The following is a 23094-nucleotide window of genomic DNA, read 5'->3' as shown; positions in this document are numbered from 1 at the left end:
AGAGGACATGAGCGACAGCAATTTCACGACCTCGGATGCGGGCATTCCGGTACCGAGTGACGAACACTCGCTGACCGTGGGGCCCGACGGCCCCATCCTGCTGCACGACGCGTATCTGATCGAGAAGATGGCACAGTTCAATCGCGAGCGGGTGCCGGAGCGCCAGCCACATGCCAAGGGCGGCGGGGCTTTCGGCGTCTTCGAGGTGACCGATGACGTGAGCGCCTACACCTGCGCCGATGTCTTCCAGCCCGGCACGAAGACCGAGATGCTGGCGCGGTTCTCCTCGGTCGCAGGGGAGCGCGGCAGCCCGGACACCTGGCGTGATCCGCGTGGCTTCGCGCTGAAGTTCTACACCACCGCGGGCAATTTCGACCTGGTCGGCAACAACACCCCGGTGTTCTTCATGCGGGATCCGATGAAGTTCCAGGACTTCATCCGCTCGCAGAAACGCCGCGCCGACAACAACTTACGCGACAACGATATGCAGTGGGACTTCTGGACGCTGTCGCCGGAATCGGCCCACCAGGTGGCGTGGCTGCTCGGGGATCGGGGCATCCCGAAGACCTGGCGGCACATGAACGGCTACTCCAGCCACACCTATCTCTGGTACAACGCGAGCGGCGAACGGTTCTGGGTGAAATACCATTTCAAGTCCGATCAGGGCGTGGACTTCCTCACCCAGGAGGAGGGCGACAACTACGCCGCCACCGATACCGATCACTACATCCGTGACCTGTGGGAGCACATCCGCGACGGCGAATTCCCCAGCTGGACCCTGCACATGCAGATCATGCCGTTCGACGAGGCCAAGACCTACCGCTTCAACCCCTTCGACCTGACCAAGGTCTGGCCGCACGGCGACTACCCGCTCATCCGCGTCGGCCGGATGACGCTGAACCGCAATGTCACCGACTACCACACCGAGATCGAGCAGGCCGCCTTCGAACCGAGCAACGCGGTACCCGGCACCGGCCCCAGCCCCGACAAGATGCTGCTGGGCCGCTGGTTCTCCTACCCCGACGCCCACCGCCACCGCATCGGCGCCAATTACGCCCTGCTCCCGGTCAATTCACCGCACGCCGCCCCCGTGCACACCTACACCAAAGACGGCGCCATGCGCTACACCAACGTCACCGACCCCGTCTACGTCCCCAATTCCAAAGGCGGCCCGCACGCCGACCCCCAGGCCTCCGGCCCGGTCATCGGCTGGCACACCGACGGCGAGATGGTCCGCACCGCCTACACCCTCCGCCCCGACGACTCCGACTTCGGCCAGGCCCACACCCTCGTCCGCGACGTCCTCGACGACGCCGCCCGAGACCGCCTCGTCTCCAACGTCGTCGGCCACCTCCTCAACGGAGTCACCGAACCGGTCCTCCTCCGGGCCTTCGAGTACTGGAAGAACATCGATCCCGAAGTAGGCACCCGCATCGAACAGGGCGTCCGGCAAGCCCAGTCCTGATCCAACCCCGATCAGCCCGCTTCGCCCTCCCCGGCGAAGCGGGCCTTCTCGTTTTCGAGCTCGGTGGTGGTGCCGGGCCGCCCGGGGTCGAGGTCAGGAGTCGTTGGCCATGGCGGCTATGAGGGAGTTGGGGCGCATGTCGAGCCAGTGGGATTCTACGTAGTGGAGGCAGGAGGTTCGGGGGGCGGCGCCGAAGGCCACGGTCCAGCCGCCGGGAACGGCGGCGAAAGTGGGCCAGAGGGAGTGTTCGCCTTCGGCGTTCACGAGGACGTAGAACTGGGCGTTGTCGTCGTCGAACGGGTTGGTCATGGTGGGGCCTTCCGGGTGGGGGTCACTGGGTGCGTTCTGCGGGGGTGCGCAGGTCGAGGGTGTGGCTGGGGGCGTCGGGGTCGGCGGTGAGCAGGCCGAGGGCGCGGGAGAAGCGGCGCAGGAGGGTGGCGGCGGTGTGGTCGTCGACGCGGTCGGTGCGGTATTCGATCTCCAGGCCGAGGTGGCCGTCGGGGTCGGGGTGGGCGGAGACGATGAAGTGCACGCCATCGGCGGCGGGCCCGTCGAAGCGCAGCGGGGTGAGTTCCAGGGCGGGGACGGGGAAACTGCCGGAATCGAGGTAGCTGAGGGTGATGGGTCCGTGTGGGCCCGCGCAGGATTCGCTGGTCGCGGCAGTGGCCGAGGAGATCACCGGGTCCGGTTCGGCGCAGAGGATTTCCGAGAGTGTGGTGGCTCCGGCGACGGCCGCGCCCGCCTGCCAGGCGAGCACCACGGTCATGGCCGCGCGGACCACCGCGAACGGCGGCACCGCGTGACGGCGGGCCAGCTCGGCGACGCGGGCGCCGATGCCCGCGCCGATCCGGGCCCGCATGCTGGCGGCCCGCGCGGTGTTCGGCACGGCCACAGGAGGTTTCATCAGGTCGCCGAGGCGGACCAGGGCCGCGGTGGTGCCGTCGACCTCCCAGCGCGCGAGTTCACCGGTGCGGAACATGCGCTCGCCGGGGATCCCGAACGGATTGGCCACGAACCGGCCGGAGGTGGGGATGGGGTGGTCGAGATAGCCGCGGGCCAGCTGGGTGCCCGCCAGATACAGCTCGCCGGGTACGCCGGGATCGGTGGGGCGCAGGTCGGCGCCGAGAACGTAGACGCGGCGGTTCCATTCGCGGACCCGCACGGCGGGCGTCTCGCCCGAATCCGTCGGCGGCACAGCGGGATAGGTGAGGGTGACGGTCGCTTCGGCGCGCCCGTAGTCGTGGTGCAGGCGCGCGTCGCTGATCGTGCCGAACGCCCGCACGTCGGCGGCGGACAGCGGCGCCCCGAGCACGACCACGCTGCGCAGCGAGGTGACCCGCGCGCGCAGGGCATTGCGGTACACGTGGTCGGTGAACGCGGCCAGGCGCTGCGGGGTGAAGTCGGCGGCGGTGATGCCGTGGGCGGCGACCAGCTCGGTTAACCGGCCGGGATCGGGCGGCTCGGTGAGCACGACCGTGGCTCCGACCCGCAGCGGCAGCAGGTAACCGTGCCATTCGGTGACCTCGCCGGAGGCCTGGTGCAGGTACACATCGCGACCGGTGAAGCTGTGCCTGCCCTGCATGGCGGTGACCCGGTGCACGGCGGCGGCGTGGCTGACGGTGATGCCCTGCGTGGCGCCCGGCGGGAAGAGCACGAACGCGGGGTGCTGGGCCAGCAGCGGGGCGCGGCGGTCGGCGCGGGTGATCGGTTCGTCGGAGTAGTCCGATAACCGCACCTGGTCGACGCGCACGGCCGGAATGTCGTACACCGCGGCGTGTTCGGACAGGGTCAGCACCAGCGCCGGATCGGCGACCGGCGGCAGCACCGTAGACCCGACCGGGACGACCGCGCCGCCCGCCTTGAGCACCGCGTAGGTGGCCACGACCAGCTCGATCGAGCGCGGAACAGCCACGAGCACCGTGGATTCCGGCCCGATGCCGAGAGCCAGGAGGTGGCGGGCCAGCTGGTTGGTGCGCCGGTCCAGGTCGCCGTAGGTGATGATCGAGGTCGCGTGTTCGCCCGGCGCGTAGACTACGGCCGGATCGAAAGGTGTTGCGGCGGCCTGGGCTTCGAACTCGTCGAGGAGTAGTTCGCCGGGCAGGCCGCCCTGGCGGGGTGCGGTGGCGTAGGGGTCCGTGCGGTCGTCGACGCGGCCGACGTATTCGAGTTCGGCGGCCCACCCGTCGACCGGGGGCCTGCGGCGCACCAGGTCGCCGGTGGCGAACATACGGTCGTCGACGGGGCCGATGGGGTTGGCCAGGAAGGTGGCGGCGGTGGCCTGGCGGCCGAGGTAGCCGCGCGCCAATTGCACACCGGAGACATAGAGTTCGCCGACTTCGCCGTCGGCGACGGGGCACAGGTGTTCGTCGAGGACGAGCAGTTCCACGTCGTCGGCGGCGGTGCCGATCGGGACCACCTCGAGGTCGGCGCCGGTCACCTCGTGGGCGAGGACCTCCCCGGCGGTCTCGGGCCTGCCGTACACGTGCCACAGCGTGGCGCCGCTGACGAAGCGCAGCGCGGCGGCGGTCTTGGCGGGCAGGCTGCCGCAGCCGAGCACCACGCGCAGCGAGTCCAGCCGCTCCTCGGCATCGGGCAGGGCGGCTAGCTCGGCCAGCTCCGACGGGTCGAAACAGGCGGTGGTCACGCGGGTTTCGGCGATCGCCGTGGCCAGTACCGGGCTGGTGGGGACGACCAGGGCGGCACCGGTCTGCAGGGCCAGCAGCATCTCCCCCACCGCGGCCTGGCCGGTGAGCGGGGCGTGCCAGAGCACGGAATCGTCGGTGCCGATGCCGCAGAGGCGCTGGCGCCAGACCGAATTCGCCTGGGCGGCACGGTGTCCGATGACCACCGCGGCGGCGGCCTCGACATCGACCACCAGGTACGCCGGGTTGTCGGCGCCCGGGCCGGGCAGATCGGCGGGCGGCACGTCGGTGGCATCGGTGCCCAGCACCGCCACCCCGCTCGGGTGCGGTACGCCCGGGGTGGCGAGCAGCAGGACCGGGGTGGCCAGGTCGATCGTGCGCTGCTGGCGGTCGGCGGGGGCGTCGGGATCGAGCAGGACGAACGCGCCGCCCGCGGTGATCACCGCGTGCACGGCGACGACCAGCTCGATCGAGCGCGGTAGTGACACCGCGACAGTGGTTTCCGGACCCACGCCGTGGTCGGCGAGGACGGCGGCCAGGGCGTCGACCCGCTCGGCGAGTTCGCCGTAGCTCAGCTCGACCGCGCCGTCGCGCACGGCGACGGCCTCGGCGTGCTGGGTGGCCTGGGTGGTGAAGGCGGCGAGCAGAGTCGCCGGGTCACGTCGCCGTTCTCGCGCCTGATCGCGCAGCAGCGCGTCCAGCGAGACAGCGGCCGTGACCGAATCCGTGTGCGACATCAGAGTTGTCCTTCCGAGTCGTCGGCCGACCCCGACCCGGCGATCACCGCGGCGGCATCGGTCACCAGTGTTTGCAGGGTGGAGGTCAGGCCGGAGGCACCGAGAGCGGCGAGCACGCCGGGCACCAGCCCGGCCAGCGCGACGTTCACCAGCGCTTCGGGTTTCATCGCCGCACCCATGGCCCGGCTCACCGCGGTGAGCTTGGCGTCGAGTGCACCGAACGAGATGGCGTGCTCGCCGTGGGCGAATGCCACGGTCGCCGGCGCGAGCCGGGCCGCCGAGCCGACCAGGCTCGGCAGATCGGCGACGGTGTAGGTACGCCGCCGCGGAGCGAGCTCCGCGTCGGTGCGTACGTCGATGGCCCGGACCAGCACGGCCGGGTCGGCCGCGACGGCGTCGAGAACCTTGCGGAACCGGTCGGCCATGGTGCGGATGGTGGAGGCGTCGAAAAGGTCGGTGGCGTAACCGAAGTGCAGGTCCAGCCCGTCGAGCTCGCCCGTGGCGTCGTAGCGCTGCAGGGCGGTCAGGTGCAGGTCGAACTTGGCTTCGGTCAGGCCCGGGTCCAGGGTGCGGACCTGGAGTCCGGGGAGCTCGATCCGGCCCGGTGGCATGTTCTGGAAGGTGAGCATCACCTGGAACAGCGGGGTGTAGGCGCCGGAGCGGGTGCGGCCCAGCGCGTCGACGACCTGCTCGAACGGGACGTCGGCGTGCGAGAGGGCGGCGAGGTCGCGGCGTTTGGCCTGGGCGAGCAGGTCGGTGAACGGGGCGCGGGAGTCGACCTCGGTGCGCAGGGCGACGGTGTTGACGAACATGCCGACCAGATCGTCGAGTTCGCGGGCCCCGCGCCCGGCGACCGGGGCGCCGATGGTGATGTCGGCGCTGCCGGACTGCTTGGCCAGTAGCACGGCCAGCGCGCTGTGCACCACGGTGAACAGGGTGGTGCCATTGGCCCGGGCGACGTCATCGAGGCGGCGGGTGAGTGTCGCGTCGATCTCGAATTCGATACCAGCGCCGCGCATCTCGCGCCGGGCGGCGCGGGGCCGGTCGGTGGGCAGGGCGAGTAGTTCGGGCGCGCCCGACAGTTCGCGCGTCCAGTAGGTGAGCTGCTGGGCGAGCACGCTGTCGGGGTCGGATTCGGCGCCGAGCAGGTCGCGCTGCCAGACGCTGAAATCGCCGTATTGGATGTCGAGCGGGGCCCAGCCGGGTTCGCGGCCTTCGCTGCGGTCGACGTAGGCGCGCACCAGGTCCCGGGTCAGCGGGGCGACGGAGTAGCCGTCGGCGCTGATGTGGTGCACCACCATGACCAGGACGTATTCGTCTGTCCCCAGGTCGTAGAGGGCGACGCGGACCGGCGGTGCGGCGGTGATGTCGAACGGCTGGGCCACCAGGGCGGCGATGCGGGACTCGACATCGGCGGGCGCGACCGGGATGGGGGTCAGGTCGACGGTGCTGGACCAGGCGGGCATGACCTGCTGGACCGGGCCGGAGTCGGTGTCCGGGTAGCGGGTGCGCAGGGTGTCGTGGCGCGCCAGCAGATCCGCGATGGCCGCGCGGAGGGCGGGCAGGTCGAGGTCGCCGGTCAGGCGCAGGGCGGCGGGGATGTGGTAGGCCGCCGACTGGGGGGCGAGCTGGTGCAGCACCCACATGCGCTGCTGGGCGGGCGAGAGGACGGCGGGTCCGTCGCCGGTGCGACGGGTCAGCGGCGGGCGGGCGCTCGCGCGGTCGGCGTCGGCCAGGCGGGCGGCCAGGGCCGCGACGGTCGGGGTGTCGAAGACCGCGGCCACCGGTACCTGGGCGTCGAGGGCGGCGCCGAGGCGGGCCGCCAGCCGGGTGGCCATGAGCGAGTTGCCGCCGAGGGCGAAGAAGTCGTCGTCCAGGCCTGCACCGGGACAGCCGATGACCTCGGCGAAGGTCTGGGCCACGAGCTGTTCGAGCGCGGTCACCGGGGCGCGGAAGGTAGCCTCGGTGAAGGCGGGCTCGGGTAGTCGAGCCCGGTCGACCTTGCCATTGGCATTGAGCGGCAGAGCGTCGAGCACCACCAGCGCGGCGGGCACCATGTAGGCGGGCAATGCGGCGGCGAGTTCACCGCGCAGGCGGGTGGCGACCGTCTGTTCGTCACCGGACACCAGGTCGGCGACGGCCGCGTAGGCGATGAGCCGGGCACCCGCGTGCTCGTCGGTCTTGGCGATGGCGACGGCGGCACGGACACCGGCGCAGCGCAGCAAGGCGGTTTCGACCTCGCCGAGCTCGATCCGGAAGCCACCGATCTTGACCTGGAAGTCGGCGCGCTCGAGGTATTCGAGAGTGCCGTCGGCCCGCCAGCGGACGATGTCACCGGTGCGGTACATCCGGGCGCCGGGCGCCGACGCCACACCGTCGGTGGCGGTGTGTCCGGTCTCGGCACCTGGTGTCATCGACGAGTCGGCCGGTAGGGCGGGCCGGGCGAAGGGGTCTGCGACGAAGCGGTCGGCGGTCAGGGCGTGGCGGCCGTGGTAGCCGCGGGCCAGCTGGGCACCGGCCAGGTACAGCTCACCGGCGACGCCGACCGGGACCGGGTGCAGGCGCGCGTCCAGCACGTAGAGCGCGCTGTTCCATGCCGGGGTACCGATCGGGACCACGTGCGTGGGGTCCTGTGCCACTTCGTATTCGGTGATCGAGACCGCGGCCTCGGTCGGGCCGTAGAGGTTGTGCAGCCGGACGTGGGTGCCGCTGGCCAGGAACTGCCCGGCCAGGGCGGCGGGCAGGGCCTCGCCGATAGCCAGCACCGCGCGCAGCGAATCGGGCAGCGCCGGTGTGGTTTCGGCGGCCAGCAGCATGCCGACCAGCGAGGGCACCGCGTGCAGCACGGTGACACCGTGCCGGGCCATGTTGGTGCGCAATCGATCCGGATCGCGCTCGTCGCCGGGGCGGGTGACGATCAGCGCGCCGCCGGAGGTGAGCGGGGACCAGAACTCCCAGACCGAGAGGTCGAAGGTGGCGGGGGTCTTCAGCAGGACGCGGTCGGTGCCGGTCATCGTGAAGCGCTCGCGCAGCCAGGCCAGCTGGTTGACGATCGCCGCGTGCGGCACCGTGACGCCCTTGGGCAGGCCGGTCGAGCCGGAGGTGAAGATGACGTAGGCCGGGTGCTCGGGCCGCAGCGGGGCCAGGCGCTCGGCATCGGTCACCGGCTGGTCCGACAGCTCGGCCAGGATGCGGTGATCGAGTTCGAAGACGGGCACGTCGACCGGGATCGGCACGCCGTCGGCGGCGGTGGTCAGCACGCACAGCGGCGCGGCGGTGGCCACGATGTAGGCGATCCGCTCGGCCGGGTGATCGGGGTCGATCGGCACGTACGCGCCGCCCGCCCGCACCACCGCGTGCATGGCGATGACCAGATCGAGTCCGCGGCGCATGGCCAGCACCACGGTGCTTTCCGGGCCGACGCCCTCGGCGATCAGCAGCCGGGCGACGCGGTTGACCCTGGCCTCGAACGCCGCGTAGTCGAGCGTCTCGCCGGACTCGCCGTCGATCAGGGCGGGTGCCTGCGGGGTCAGCGCGGCCTGACGCACGCCCAGGTCGGCGAGGGTGGCCGGGGCGACGGGATGTGCGGTGGCATTGAAGCTTTCGAGCAGCAGGGTGCGGTCCGCACCAAGCAGGTCTAGGTCGCCGACGGCGATCTCCGGTGCGGCGGTGACGGATTCGAGGACCCGGCGCAGCTGGGTGACGAAGCGTTCGGCGGTGGTGGCGTCGAACAGGTCGCTCGCGTAGCCGAGTGCCATGTCGATCCCGGCGGGGGCGCCGTCGGCGGTGTAGTTGTCCAGGGCGAACAGATGCAGGTCGAACTGTGCTACGCCGGAGTCGAATTCGATCGGCGCGACGGTGAGGCCGGGCAGGTCGAGCTGGGCGCGGTCGTGGTTCTGGAACGAGTAGCCGACCTGGAACAGCGGGTGCCGTGCGGTCGAGCGGGCCGGGTTGAGCACCTCGACGAGGCGTTCGAAGGGCACGTCGGCGTGTGCGAAGGCGGCGATGTCGGCGGTGCGGGCGGCGGTGAGCAGTTCGGTGAAGGGCGCGTCGCCCGCGACCTCGGTGCGCAGCACCAGGGTGTTGACGAACATGCCGATGACCTCGTCGAGTTCGGCCTCGCCGCGGCCCGCGTTCGGGGTGCCGACGGCGATATCGGCGGTGCCGGACAGCCGGGCCAGCAGGGCGGCGAAGGCCGCGTGGACCACCATGAACAGCGTGGCACCGGCGCCGCGGCCGAGGGTGAGCAGCGCGGCGTGCAGGTCGGCATCGACGGTGAAGCGGACGGTGTCGCCGCGCAGGCTCTGGCGGGCCGGGCGCGGGCGGTCGGTGGGCAGGGCCAGCTGGTCGGGCAGACCGGCGAGCTGCTCGGTCCAGTAGGACACCTGCTGGGCGGCCACCGATTCCGGGTCGGATTCGTCGCCGAGCAGTTCGCGCTGCCACAGCGCGTAGTCGGCGAACTGCACGGCGGGCGGGGTCCAGCCCGGGGCCGAGTCGGCCAGGCGCGCGGTGTAGGCGCGCAGGAGATCGGCGACGAACGGGGTGATGGACGAGCCGTCGGCGGCGATGTGGTGCAGCACGGCGGCGAGCACGTGCTCGGTGGCGCTCACCTGGAACAGGCGCAACCGCACCGGGATCTCGGTGGTGACATCGAAGGTGGTCCCGGCCAGCGCGCGGATGGCGGCGGGCAGCTCGGAGTCGGTGACGATCACCGGGTCCAGCGCCGGAATCGCTTCCGCCGCGGGCACGATCGACTGCACCGGCGACCCGTCGATCTCCGGGTACACGGTGCGCAGCGATTCGTGCCGGGCGACCAGGTCGGCCAGTGCGGCCCGCAGCGCGGCGATGTCGAGCTCGCCGGTCAGGCGCAGCGCGAAGGGGATGTTGTAGGCCACCGAGTCGCGATCGAAGCGGTTGAGGAACCACATGCGCTGCTGGGCGGGCGAGAGCGGGAGCAGCTCGGGGCGGGCCCGGCCGACCAGCGCGGGCCGGTCGACCCGGCCGAGCGCGTCCGCGGCGGCGGCCAGCTCGGCCACCCGGGGCGCCTCGAACAGTGTCCGCACGCCGACGCGCCGGTCCAGCGCGGCGCCGATCCGGGCGACCGCCTTGGCGGCGAGCAGCGAGCTGCCGCCGAGGGCGAAGAAGTCGTCGTCGGCGCCGATCGGCCGGTCGCTGCCGAGCACCTCGGCGTAGACCGCGGCGACGATCTCCTCGCTCACGGTGACCGGCTTGCGGTAGACGGTGGTCTCGAAGACCGGCGCGGGCAGCGCGGCCCGGTCGAGCTTGCCGTTGACGGTCAGCGGGATGTGGTCCACGGTGACGACCGCGGCGGGCAGCATGTGCTCGGGCAGGGTGTGCGCGAGTTCCTGGCGCAGGGCGGCGGTATCGACGCGCGGGGTGCCGGTGACCAGGTAGGCGACCAGGCGCGGCTCGTCGACCAGGTCGGTGCGCACCAGCACCGCGACCTCGCGCGGGGCGACCGAGCTGCGCAGCAGCGCCGCCTCGATCTCGCCGAGCTCGATCCGGAAGCCGCGCAGGTTCACCTGCTGGTCGGCGCGGCCCAGGTATTCCAGATCGCCGTCGGCGGTCCAGCGGGCCAGGTCGCCGGACCGGTAGGCCACGGTGCCGGGCGCGCCGTACGGGTCGGCGACGAAGCGGCTCGCGGTGAGGTCGGGACGGGCCAGGTAGCCGCGCGCCAATTGCGCACCGGAGACATAGATTTCGCCGGGCACACCGACCGGAACCGGCCGCAGCCGCGAATCCAGCACGCGCACAGCCAGTCCGGCGATGGCGCCGCCGATGACGCTGGCCGAGCCCACCTCCGGGGTGATCTCGCGGTAGGAGACGTGCACCGTGGTCTCGGTGATGCCGTACATGTTCACCAGCCGCGGCGACTCGGGGTAGCGGGCGAACCAGCCGTCGAGGCGCTGCGGTTCGAGCGCCTCACCACCGAAGATCACCGTGCGCAGCGCGTAGTCGGCGGGTTCGGCGGCCAGGTCGGCGGCGATGAGCTGGTAGAAAGCCGACGGGGTCTGGTTGAGCACGGTGACCCGCTCGGCCAGCAGCAGCTCGCGGAACTGCTCGGGCGAGCGCGAGGTGAAGTAGTCGACCAGCACCACCGAACCGCCGTGCAGCAGCGCGCCCCACAGCTCCCACACCGAGAAGTCGAAGGCGTAGGAGTGGAACATCGTCCACACGTCGTCGGCGCCGAAGCCGAAGCGGTCGGCGGTGTTGTCCAGCAGGGCCAGCACATTCGCGTGCGGGATCACCACACCCTTCGGGCGGCCGGTGGAGCCGGAGGTGTAGATGACGTAAGCGGTGTTGGCGGGGGTCAGCGGGGCGCGGCGCTCGGCGTCGGTGAGCGGGGTGGCCGCGAAGTCGGTCAGGTTGGCCGAGACCGGATCGATCACCGGGCCGCCGAACCAGTCGCGGGCCAGGCCGGTGGCCTCGTTGGCGATCGCGCACAGCGGGCGGGCGTCGTCGAGGACGTACTCGATCCGGTCGGCCGGGTAGTTGGGGTCGATCGGCAGGTAGCCGCCACCGGCCTTGAGCACGGCCAGCAGCGCGACGGCCAGTTCCACGGAACGCGGAAGGGCTACGGCCACCAGTGATTCCGGGCCGACGCCCGCGCCGACGAGACGGCGGGCCAGCCGGTTGGACCAGGCGTCGAGTTCGCCGTAGGTCAGCGTGACATCGCCCGCCTTCACCGCGACGGCCTCCGGGTCGAGCGCGGCGGCGCGCGCGAAGCGGTCGACCATGGTCGACGTCGACGGCGTGACCGCGACACCGGTGGTGGCCCAGTCGTGCAGGGTGCGCTGCTGTTCCTCGGCGCTGAGCAGCTGGATGTCACCGACCACCACGGTCGGATCGGCGACGACGGCGGCCAGCACCTGGGTGAACCGGCGGGCCAGCACCGCGATGCTGCTCGCGTCGTAGAGGTCGGTGGCGTAGGCGATCTCGATGGCCATGCCGTCGGCGCGGCCGTCGACATCGTCGGCTTCGCGCAGGGTGAACTGCAGGTCGAATTTGGCGACGGCGGCGTCGAAGTCGACCGGGGCGGCCTGCAACCCGGCGGCCTCGAGGGCCGGGACGGTGAAGTTCTGCAGCACCAGCGCCACCTGGAACAGCGGGTGGCGGTTGCGGGCGCGGGCGGGGTCGACGGCGTCGACGACCTGCTCGAAGGGGATGTCGGCGTGCGAGAGGGCGTCGAGGTCACCGGCGCGGACGGCGTCCAGCGCGGTCTCGAACTCGACCCGTGGGTCGATCTGGGTGCGCAGGACCAGGGTGTTGACGAACATGCCGATCAGCCCGTCGAGGGCGGCCTCGCCGCGACCGGCGACCGGGGTGCCGATGGCGATATCGCTGCCGCCGGACAGGCGGGCCAGCAGCACGGCCAGTGCGGCGTGCACGGTGCTGAACAGGGTGGCCTCGTGCTTGCGGGCCAGTTCGCGCAGTTCGCTGTGCAGGTCGGAGTCGATCTGGAAGCGGTGCACGCCGCCGTGGAAGCTGGATTCGGCCGGGCGGGGGCGGTCGGTCGGCAGGTCGAGCTGTTCGGGCAGACCGGCCAGGCCGCGCCGCCAGAAGGCCAGCTGGACGTGGGCGAGGGAGGTGGTGTCGGCGGGGTCGCCGAGGTTCTCGTCCTGCCAGAGGGCGTAGTCGGCGTACTGGATCGGCAGCGGCGTCCAGGCGGGGGTGGTGCCCGCTCGGTGCGCGGCGTAGGCCGTCATCAGGTCGGCGGCCAGCGGGCCGAGGGAGAAGCCGTCGGCGGCGATGTGGTGGACAACCAGGACCAGCACGTGGTCGGCACCGACCGCGAAAAGGTCAGCGCGCAGCGGGATCTCGGTGGTCAGGTCGAAGCGGACGGCGGCGCAGGCCAGCAGGCGTGCGGGCAGCTCGGCCTCGCTGACCGGTTCGGCGCGCAGGGTGACGGCGGTGGGCTCGGCGATGCGCTGTTCGGCGCCGTCGGGGCCCTCGGGGTAGCTGGTGCGCAGGGTCTCGTGCCGGGCGATCACCGCGGTGAGGGCGGCCGCGAGGGCGGGGATATCGAGATCGCCGGACAGGCGCAGGGCGACGGGGATGTTGTCGACCGCGTCGCCGGGGCCCTCGGCGTCGGCGAGGTAGCGGTTGAGGAACCACATGCGGCGCTGGGCGGCCGAGAGCGGGATCGCCCGCGGCCGTTCGCGCGGGGTGAGTTCCAGGCGGCCGCCGGTGCCGCGCAGGGGCGCGCAGCGCTGGGCCAGGTCGGCGACGGTGGGTGCGTCGAAGAGCAGCCGGACCGGGATCTGGGTGTCGAGCGCGGCGCCGAGCCGGGCCGCGACCTGGGTGGCGTTGAGCGAGTTGCCGCCGAGGGCGAAGAAGTCGTCGTCGAGGCCGACTTCCCGGTCGGCTGGGAAGCCGAGCACCGCGGCGAAGGTGCCCGCGACGATCCGCTCGGCCTCGGTGACCGGGGCGCGGAACACCGCGGCCTCGAACATCGGGTCGGGCAGGGCGTTGCGGTCGAGCTTGCCGGAGCTGTTGAGCGGGAACTCGTCGAGCTCGACGAAGGCGGCCGGGACCATGTAGGCGGGCAGGGTGCGGGTCAGCGCGGTACGCACCGCGTCGATGTCGATTCCGGCACCGACCAGGTAGGCCACCAGGGTGTCGTCGCGGACGAGCACGGCGGCCTGGGCGATCTCGGGGCGCGCGGCCAGGGCGGCCTCGATCTCGCCGAGCTCGATGCGCAGACCGCGCAGCTTCACCTGGAAGTCGGTGCGGCCCAGGTATTCCAGTTCGCCGTCGGCGGTCCAGGTGACGAGGTCACCGGTGCGGTACATGCGCGCGCCGAAGGCGAATGGGCTGGCGACGAAGCGGTCGGCGGTGAGATCGACGCGACCGGCGTAGCCGCGGGCGAGCTGGGCACCGGCCAGGTAGAGCTCGCCGGGGACGCCCGCGGGGACCGGGCGCAGGCGGCTGTCCAGCACGTAGACCTGGGTGTTGTGCACCGGAGCGCCGATCGGCACGGTGACGGTGTCGGCGTCGGTGACCTCGTGGAAGGTGACGTCGACGGCTGCCTCGGTGGGCCCGTACAGGTTGTGCACCGCCGTCCCGGTGCGGGCGCGCAGCTGCTGGGCAGGGGCGGGTGGCAGGGCCTCACCGGAGGCGAACACCATGCGCAGCGTCGCGCAGCGGCCCGCGGTGCCGGTGAGCGCGCCGACGAAGACCGACAGCATGGACGGGACGAAGTGCGCGACGGTGACCGACTCCGCCTCGATCAGCTCGGCCAGGTAGGCCGGGTCGCGGTGGCCGTCGGGGGCGGCGAGTACCAGGCGGGCACCGATCTGCAAGGGCCAGAAGAACTCCCACACCGAGACATCGAAGGTGGCGGGGGTCTTCTGCAGGACGGTGTCGGCGGGGGTCAGGCGGTAGGCGTCCTGCATCCACACCAGGCGGTTGACGATGGCGGCGTGCGTGACAACGACACCCTTGGGCCTGCCGGTGGAGCCGGAGGTGAAGATCAGGTAGGCGGCGTGGTCGCGGGTCAGCGCGGCCGGGCGCTCGGCGTCGGTGATCGGGGCGGGCGACCACGCGGTGGTGTCGACGGTCGACAGGTCGACCACCCGCACGGAATCGCTTGCGGTGAGGTCGAGTTCGTCAGAGGCGCGGGTGAGCACGCAGACCGGGCGGGCCGCCTCGAGGACGTGGGCGATGCGGTCGGCGGGGTGCTCGGGGTCCAGCGGGACGTAGGCGCCGCCCGCGGCCTGCACCGCGTACATGGCAACCACCAGATCGACCGAACGGCGCAGGCCGAGCGCGACGGTGCGGTCGGGGCCGACGCCCATCGAGAGGAGCAGGCGCGCGAGACGATTCACCCGGGTGGCGAGCTCACCGTAGGTGAGCGAAGTGCCGTCGGCGGTGAGGGCGAGGGCGTGCGGGGTGCGCGCGGCCTGGGCGGTGAACAGCGAGACCAGGGTCATCCGCTCGTCAGCGGGGTAGTCCGTGGCGTTCCAGGTGCGCAGGATGCGGGTGCGCTCGGCGGTACCGAGCAGGTCGATGTCGCCGATCACGACGTTGGGATCGGCGCTCACCGTCTCTAGCACCCGCAGCAGGCGGGTACTGAAATCTGTGATGGTCTGCGCGTCGAACAGGTCGGTGGCGTACTCGATACGGCCGTAGAGCGCGTCGCCGGACGCGCGCAGCGTCAGGTGCAGGTCGAATTTGGCGGTGTGGGTGTCGATCTCGAGTTCGGTGGCGGTCAGCCCGGCCAGTTCGAGTTCGGCGGTGGCGGTGTTCTGGAAGTCCAGCATCACCTGGAACAGCGGGTGCCGGGCGGTGGAGCGCGCGGGGGCGATGGCCTCGACCAGGCGGTCGAAGGTGACCTCGGTGTGGGCCAGGGCGCGCAGGTCGCGCTCGCGCACGGTGTCGAGCAGGCCGGTGAAAGTGGCGGCGGGGTCGACCTCGGTGCGCAGCACCAGCGTGTTGACGAACATGCCGACCAGCTCGTCGAGGGCCTGGTCGCCACGACCGGCGACCGGGGTGCCGATCGAGATGTCCTGCTGGCCGGACAGTTTCGCCAGGGTGGCGGCGAAGGCGGCGTGCAGCACCATGAACAGCGAGGCCTGCGCGTCGGTGGCCAGCTCGCGCAGCCGTTCGCCCAACGCCGCGGGGACGCGGAAGTGGTGGCGGGCGCCGCGACCGGAGGCGATAGCGGGGCGCGGACGATCGGTGGGCAGGGCCAGCAGGTCGGGCTGGTCGGCGAGTTCGGTGGTCCAGAAGCGGATCTGCTCGGCCAGCGGCGAGTCCGGGTCGTCCTCGGCGCCGAGGGCGTCGCGCTGCCAGAGCGCGAAATCGGCGTACTGCACCGGCAGCGGGGTCCACTGAGGTGCGGTCCCGGCCTGGTGGGCGGCGTAGGCGAGCATCAGGTCGCGGGTGAGCGGGGCGACCGACCAGCCGTCGGCGGCGATGTGGTGCAGCACCAGCACGAGAACGTGCTCGTCGGTGCCGGTGCGCAGCAGGTGCAGGCGGACCGGGGGCTCGTCGGCGACCGCGAACGGCACGGCGGCCAGCGCGCGGACGCGATCGTCGAGCCCGGCGGGGCCGACCGCTTCCGGGGTGAGCGCGCGGGGCAGCTCGTCGGCGGGCACGATCTGCTGGAACGGGATGCCGTCGACCGACGGGTAGCGGGTGCGCAGGGCCTCGTGCCGGGCGAACACGGCGGCCACGGCCGCGGCCAGCGCGACCTGGTCGAGGGCGCCCCAGAGGCGGATGGCGGCGGCGATATTGTCGGCGACCGAGTCGGCGTCGAACTGGTTGAGGAACCACATGCGCTGCTGGGCGTAGGACAGCGGAATATGGTGCGGCCGTTCGGTCGCCACCAGCGGCGGGCGGGTCGCGGCGGGCTCGGCGGTGCCGAGCCGGGCGGCCAGCGCGGTCACCGTCGAGGTCTCGAACAGGGTCTTCAGCGGCACCGTCACCCCGAGCGCGGCACCGAGCCGGGCGGCCACCTGGGTGGCGATCAGGGAGTTGCCGCCCAGGGCGAAGAAGTCGTCGTCGGCGCCGACGCGTTCGACGCCGAGCACCTCGCCGAATACCTCCGCGACCACGGTCTCGGTCCCGGCGGCGGGGGCGCGGAAGGCGCGGGCGGCGAAGACCGGGGCGGGCAGGGCGCGGCGGTCGAGCTTGCCGCCGGGCGTGAGCGGCAGGGCATCGAGGACGACGAACGCCGACGGCACCATGTGCGCGGCCAAGCTCGCGCGCAGGGCCACCGCGATGGCATCGGTGTCGAGGGCCCGCGAATCGGTCGCCGTCTCGGGGACGAGGTAGGCGACGAGCTGGTCGCCGCGATGGGGATCGGTGTGGATGAGCACGACGGCCCGGCGGATCGCGGGCTGGGCGAGCAGGGCGGCTTCGATCTCGCCGAGCTCGATGCGGAAGCCGCGCAGTTTCACCTGGTCGTCATTGCGGCCCAGGTATTCCAGGGTGCCCTCGGCGGTCCAGCGGACCAGGTCACCGGTGCGGTACATGCGGGCGCCGGGGGCCCACGGGCAGGCGAGGAAGCGGCCCGCCGTGAGCGCGGGGCGGCCACGGTAGCCGCGGGCCAGCTGGGCACCCGCCACGTACAGTTCGCCCGCGACACCGGCGGGGACGGGCTGGAGGCGGTCGTCGAGGACCCACTGGGCGATGCCGCGCAGCGGGCGGCCCAGGGTCAGCGGGGAATCGGCGGTCAGCGGGGCGCTGATATTGGTGGCGACGGTCGTCTCGGACGGGCCGTAGGCGTTGACGAAGGCGCGCGGTACCGGGCCGTCGGTCCAGCGGGCGACCAGGTCGGGCGGGCAGGCCTCACCGCCAACCATCACCATGCGCAGGTCGTCGAGCTGTTCGGGGTCGAGCACGGCCAGGCCGGAGGGGGTCATCAGCGCGTGGGTGACGTGCTCTTCGGCCAGCAGCTGCTCGAGGTCGGCACCCACGTGCTGCCCGGGCGGGGCGATCACCAGCGTGGCGGCGGAGTCCACCGCGAGCAGGAATTCCATGACCGAGATGTCGAAGGAGGGTGAGCCCACCTGGAGGACGCGCGCGTCGGGGGCGCCGAACATGCGGTCGGTCTCCTCGGCCGCGAAACCGGCGATGCCTGCCTGGGTGACCAGCACGCCCTTGGGCAGGCCGGTGGAGCCGGAGGTGTAGATGACATAGGCCAGGTGCTCGGCGCGCAGCGGCCGCACCCGATCGGCGTCGGTGACGGGATCGCCGGAGCGGGCGGCGCATTCGGCCATCAGCTTGAGCTCGTCGAGGACCAGCCAGTCGATCGGGCCCGGCAGCGCGTCCTGGGAGCCCGCGACGGTGAGGCCGAGGCGCGCACCGGAATCGGTGACCATGTGGGCGATGCGGTCGAGCGGGTAGCTCGGGTCGACCGGCAGCCAGGCCGCCCCGGCCTTGGCGACGGCCCAGACCGCGAGTACCGAGTCGATCGAGCGCGGAATACCCACGGCGACGATGTCATCGGGGCCGATACCGGCGTCGATGAGCACGCGGGCCAGCCGCGAGGAGGCGCGGTCCAGTTCGCGGTAGGTGAGCAGGCGCTCGCCGTCGGCGACGGCTTCGCGCTCGGGGGCGGTGGCGACCGCGGCGGCCAGCAGGTCGGGCAGCAGGCCGGTGGCGGTGACCGGGGCGCCGCGCATCTCGGTGAGCTGGGCGTGCTCGGCGGGCGAGAGCAGTGGCAGGTCGCCCACGGGCGTGGTGGGGGCGGCGACGGCGGCGGCCAGCAGGCGGACGAAGCGGGCGTTGATCGCCTGGATGTCGGCGTCGTCGAACAGGTCTGTCGCGTATCGGGTTTCGGCTTCGATCCCCGCGAGCGCGCCCGTGTCGTCGCGGCGCTCGGCGAGGGTGATCTGCAGATCGAACTTGGTGAGGTCGAGTTCGATCTCGTGCACCGACACCGGCGCGCCGGATAGCTCGAAGCTGGTGTCCAGGAGGTCCTGGAAGTTCAGTGCCACCTGGAACAGCGGGTGCCGGGCGGCATTGCGGGCCGGGTTGACCACGTCGACCAGGCGGTCGAAGGGCACGGTGGCGTGGGCGAAGGCAGCCAGGTCGGTTTCGCGGGTGTGCTCAAGGGCGGCGGCGAAGCTGGCGGCGGGGTCGATCTCGGTGCGCAGCACCAGGGTATTGACGAACATGCCGATGAGGTCGTCGATCGCGCGGTCGCCGCGGCCCGCGACACCGGTGCCGATGGCGATATCGGTGCTGCCGGACAGGCGGGCGAGCAGGACGGCCAGGGCGGTGTGCAGCACCATGAACAGCGACGCGCCCGCCTGCTGGGCCAGCGCGGTGAGCTGCCGGTGCAGGTCGGCGTCGATGGTGAAGGTGGACCGGGCACCGCGCAGGCTCGGCTCGACCGGCCGCTGCCGTGCCGCCGGAAGCTCGAGCTGATCGGGCAGACCGGCCAGGGTCTGTTCCCAGAAGGCGATTTCGCGCGAGGCCAGGGATTCGGGATCGGCTTCCGCGCCGAGCAGTTCGCGCTGCCAGAGGGCGTAGTCGGCGTACTGCACAGTCAGCGGCGCCCAGGTGGGCTCGACACCGTCGACCGCGGCACGGTAGGCGGTGAGCACGTCACGCACGAGCACCCGCAGCGAAACACCGTCGGCGGCGATGTGATGCAGCACGACCGCGATCGCGCACTCGCCCGGGGCGACGAAGACGCGGGCGCGGAAGGGCGGTTCGTGTTCGAGATCGAAACCGGCGGTGGCGAATCGGGTGAGCTCGGCATCGAGATCGGCGGCGGCGATCTCGGTGGGTGCGGGGATGGTGACCTGTTCGGCCGGGCGGATCACCTGCTCGGCGACCTCGCCGCCGGGCACGGTGACGGCGGGGAACACCGTGCGCAGCGCCTCGTGCCGGGCGACGACCGCGTGCAGGGCCGCGACCAGGGCGGGCAGATCAGCGGTGCCGCGCAGCCGCACCACGAACGGCATGTTGTAGCCGGGAGCCGCCGGGTCGAAGCGGTTGAGGAACCAGATGCGCTGCTGCGCGGGCGAGAGCGGGATCAGCTCGGGGCGCGGGCGGGCGGCCAGCACCGGCAGCTGCGCGGCGACGCCCGCCTCCCCACGTTCGGCGACGGTGACCGCCAGCCGGGCCACCGTGGTGGCGGCGAACAGGTCGCGCACGCCGAGGCGGCAGCCCAGATCGGCACCGAGGCGGGCGGCCACCTGGGTGGCGACCAGGCTGTTGCCGCCGAGGGCGAAGAAGTCGTCGTCGCGGCCGACCCGCTCCAGGCCGAGCACCTCGCCGAACACCCGGGCCACCGTCTCCTCGACCGGGCCGACCGGCGCGGCGTAGGCGGTGACCACCCGGTCCGGCGCGGGCAGCGCCTTGCGGTCGAGCTTGCCCGAGGCGTTCACCGGCAGCGCGTCCAGCAGCACGAAGGCCGCGGGCACCATGTATCCGGGCAGCGCGCGCAGCGCCGCCGCGCGCAACTCCTCGACCACCACGGCGCCCGGCTCGGCCTCCACCACATAGGCGACCAGCTGTTCGCCGACGCCCGCGTCGTCACGCACCACCACGACCGCGCGCGCGGCCGCGTCGACACTCTCCAGCACGGCCTCGATCTCGCCGAGCTCGATGCGCAGACCGCGCAGCTTCACCTGGAAGTCGGTGCGGCCCAGGTATTCCAGTTCGCCGTTAGTGGTCCAGCGGACCAGGTCGCCGGTGCGGTACATCCGCGCGCCGGGCTCATCGGGGTCGGCGACGAAGCGTCCAGAGGTGAGCTCGGGGCGTCCGACATAACCCCGGGCGAGCTGTACCCCCGACAGATACAGCTCACCCGGAGCCCCGACCGGTACCGGCCGCAGCCGCGAGTCGAGAACATGGAGCCGGGTGTTGAACACCGGCGCGCCGATCGGCACGCTGACCCGGTCGGCGTCGTTCACCTCGTGGAAGGTGACGTCGACGGCCGCCTCGGTCGGGCCGTAGAGATTGTGCAGCCGCGCGCCGGTGAGCAGCCGCAGCCGCTGGGCCAGCGCGGCGGGCAGCGCCTCACCGGAGGCGAAGACCAGCCGCAGCGAGGTGCGCTCGGCGATCTCCTGCTGCGCCAGGAACGCCTCGAGCATGGACGGCACGAAGTGCGCGACGGTGACGCCGTAGTCGGCGATGACCCGGCGCAGGTAGGCGGGATCGCGGTGGCCGTCCGGCTCGGCGAGCAGCAGGGTGGCGCCGATCTGCAAGGGCCAGAAGAACTCCCAGACCGAGACATCGAAGGTCATCGGGGTCTTCTGCAGCACCACGTCGACCCCGTGCAGCCGGTAGCTGTGCTGCATCCAGACCAGCCGGTTGACGATCGCCGCGTGCTCGACGGCCACGCCCTTGGGCAGGCCGGTCGAGCCGGAGGTGAAGATGACGTAGGCCGGGTGACCGGGGCGCAGCGGTGCGGTGCGCTCGGCGTCGGTCAGCGGGGTGTCGGCATAGCCGCTCAGGTCCAGCGCGTCCACGGCCAGCACCGTGGCCGGGTCGGCGCCGGGCGCGCCGTCGCGGGTGGTGGTGAGGACCGCGGCGGGGGCGGCGGTGTCGAGGATGTGGGCGATGCGCTCGGCCGGGTGATCGGGATCGATCGGCACATAGGCGGCACCGGCGGCGAGCACCGCGTACATGGCGACGACCAGCTCCGGTGAGCGCCGGATGCTCAGGGCCACCAGCGATTCCGGGCCGATGCCCTGGGCGCGCAGGTGCCGGGCCAGGCGGTGTGCCCGGGCGGCCAGTTCGCGGTAGGTCAGGGTGGCGGTGTCGGCACCGGCCATCCGCACCGCGATGTCGTCGGGGGTGCGCGCGAGCTGGGCCTCGAACATCGCGGGCAGCGTGGCGACCGGCACCGCGCGCTCGCTCAGCGCGGCGTCCACATCGAAGCGGGTTGCGTTCCAGATCTTGGTGCTGACCTGCAGTTCCAGCTCGGTCGCCACCTCGATCGCGCCGATCGGGGTGTCCAGATCCGCGGCGGCCAGGCGCTCCAGGAAACGCAGGAAGCGGCTGTGGTGCCGGGCCAGGGTGTCGGCGTCGTAGAGGTTGGGGTTGGCCTCGAAATCGACGTGCACGCGGTCGCGGTCGCCGTAGTACACATTCAGGCTCAGGTCCTCGATCGGACCGGTGGACAGCACCCGGTAGCGGCCGGTGGTGGTGCCCAGGGTCAGGTCGCTGCGGAAGAGCATGAAGTTGGCCAGCGGGCCGAACAGCGCGCGCCGCGCGGGGCGGCCGTCGTCCTCGGCGTCGCGGCGGATGTCCTCGGCGCGGTAGCGCTGGTGCCGTAGGGCCCCGGCGACCTCGACGCGGGCCGCGCGCAGCAGCTCACCCCAGGTGGTCTCGGCGCCCGCCGCGCCGGTGGGTAGCCGCAGCGGCACGATATTGGACAGCATGCCCGCCGAGCGCCGCATCACCGCGGTGGTGCGGGCGGTCACCGGCAGGCTCAGCACCGCGTCGGGCCGGTCGGTCAACCGGCCTAGGTAGGCGGCGAAGGCGGCCAGCAGCACCGCCGAGAAGGTCGAATCGTCGCTGGCGGCAATGGTTTCCAGGCGCGAGACCAGCTTCTCCGAGAGCCTGCCACCGGTGACCAGGTTGATCGCCGCGCGGGGCGCGGTCCGGCTGTCCAGCCCGGTCGGGCTGTCCAGCCCGGCGATGCGCTCGGCCCAGTGCTCGCGGTCGTTGGCGAAGCGGGTGCTCTCGCGGTAGCGCTGTTCGCCCTCGACCAGGTCGGCCAGGTCCCCGGGCACGACCTCGCGGGCGGGGGTGCCCAGCATGCGCGCGGAGTAGAGCTCGGCGATGCGCTGGGAATTGGTGAAGGCGCCGTAGCCGTCGAGCACGATGTGGTGGCCGCGCAGGTACCAGAACCAGCGGTCCTCGCCGACCCGCAGCACCGCGCCGCCGACCAGTCGGTCGGTGAGCAGGTCGAGCGGGGCACCGAACTCGGCGCGCATCCATTCCTGGGCGGCGGCGACCGGGTCGTCGTGGTGGCGCAGATCGATCAGCGGCAGTTCGTCCTGGATGCGGATGGTGTGGTCGACGTACTGATACGGCACACCGTCGGCCTCGCCGATGCGTACCAGCGGCGAACCGTAGGCGTGCGCCGCCTCGGCCGTGACCTGCTGCAGCACCGCCACATCCAGCTCGCCGGTGATGTCGACGTACTGGGCGATGGTGACCGGAACGTCGGGGTCGAGCAGCTGCGCGTACCAGACACCCAGCTGGGCGGGGGTCAGCGGGAATCGTGGCGACGCGGTGCGCGCCTGCGCATCCTGCGGTCGCGCGCTGAACCCACCCAACTCCGTACCGTGCACCAGAGCCTCCTCGAATCGCGAAAAAACAGCAGACCGAACGTTTTTCGGGCACGACGAAGACACCCGCGTGCTTCGTGGACCGAGAATTCGGTAGGAGCGCGGTGGGCGCGACGCCGCACCAGCGCGAGATCCCCGACAGATCATGTGGACGAGAGCGACGACCCGACGAGGCCGTCGACGGCGGCGGGCGAGGGGCCTGCCGCGGGGTGTCTAACTGATGATCGTTCCTCCAACATCGCGGCCGCGACGGGAAGATCCCGCCTCGGCTCTGTCACTTACATCACATGGCTGCCTGTCCATGCATTGCAGACACTAGGCGGTCGGTTAATAAAAAGAAACTTTTTCCGCTAAAAAATCCGGACGGGCGACCAGTCTCTTCCGTACTCCGCCCACGACCTGGACATGAGTGTGGGCTCCAACACATTCGCTCGCGCTGTGTGAGCTACCACACTTTCAGAACGGGA

General features: G+C 72.0%; 4 protein-coding genes. 1 reads left to right on the top strand and 3 read right to left on the bottom strand.

Annotation, left to right across the window (positions count from 1 at the left end):
• Positions 1-7: 7 nt before the first annotated feature.
• Positions 8-1465 (top strand): catalase, encoded by a 1458-nt coding sequence (locus WA675_RS12005; RefSeq protein WP_336084318.1) that lies wholly within the window; start codon positions 8-10, stop codon positions 1463-1465.
• Between the two features lie 93 nt (positions 1466-1558).
• Here WA675_RS12005 and WA675_RS12000 read toward each other — a convergent pair whose 3' ends face one another.
• Genes WA675_RS12000 through WA675_RS11990 form a run of 3 tightly spaced genes read right to left on the bottom strand, consistent with a single transcriptional unit; the run spans position 1559 to position 22630 of the window.
• Entirely contained in the window at positions 1559-1774 is a 216-nt protein-coding gene (locus tag WA675_RS12000; RefSeq protein ID WP_336084317.1) for an MbtH family protein, read from the bottom strand.
• A gap of 22 nt (positions 1775-1796) precedes the next feature.
• Positions 1797-4844, bottom strand: a complete 3048-nt coding sequence (locus WA675_RS11995) for an AMP-binding protein (RefSeq protein ID WP_336084316.1) — start codon at positions 4842-4844, stop codon at positions 1797-1799.
• Positions 4844-22630, bottom strand: a complete 17787-nt coding sequence (locus tag WA675_RS11990) for a non-ribosomal peptide synthase/polyketide synthase (RefSeq protein WP_336084315.1) — start codon at positions 22628-22630, stop codon at positions 4844-4846. Before WA675_RS11990 ends, WA675_RS11995 begins: the two co-directional genes overlap by 1 nt.
• Between the last annotated feature and the right edge of the window lie 464 nt (positions 22631-23094).

This window comes from Nocardia sp. SSK8 (assembly GCF_037034205.1).
GTDB lineage: Bacteria > Actinomycetota > Actinomycetes > Mycobacteriales > Mycobacteriaceae > Nocardia.
Note: the sequence above shows the minus strand (reverse complement) of the source record. Positions and strands in the feature narration are given on the sequence as shown.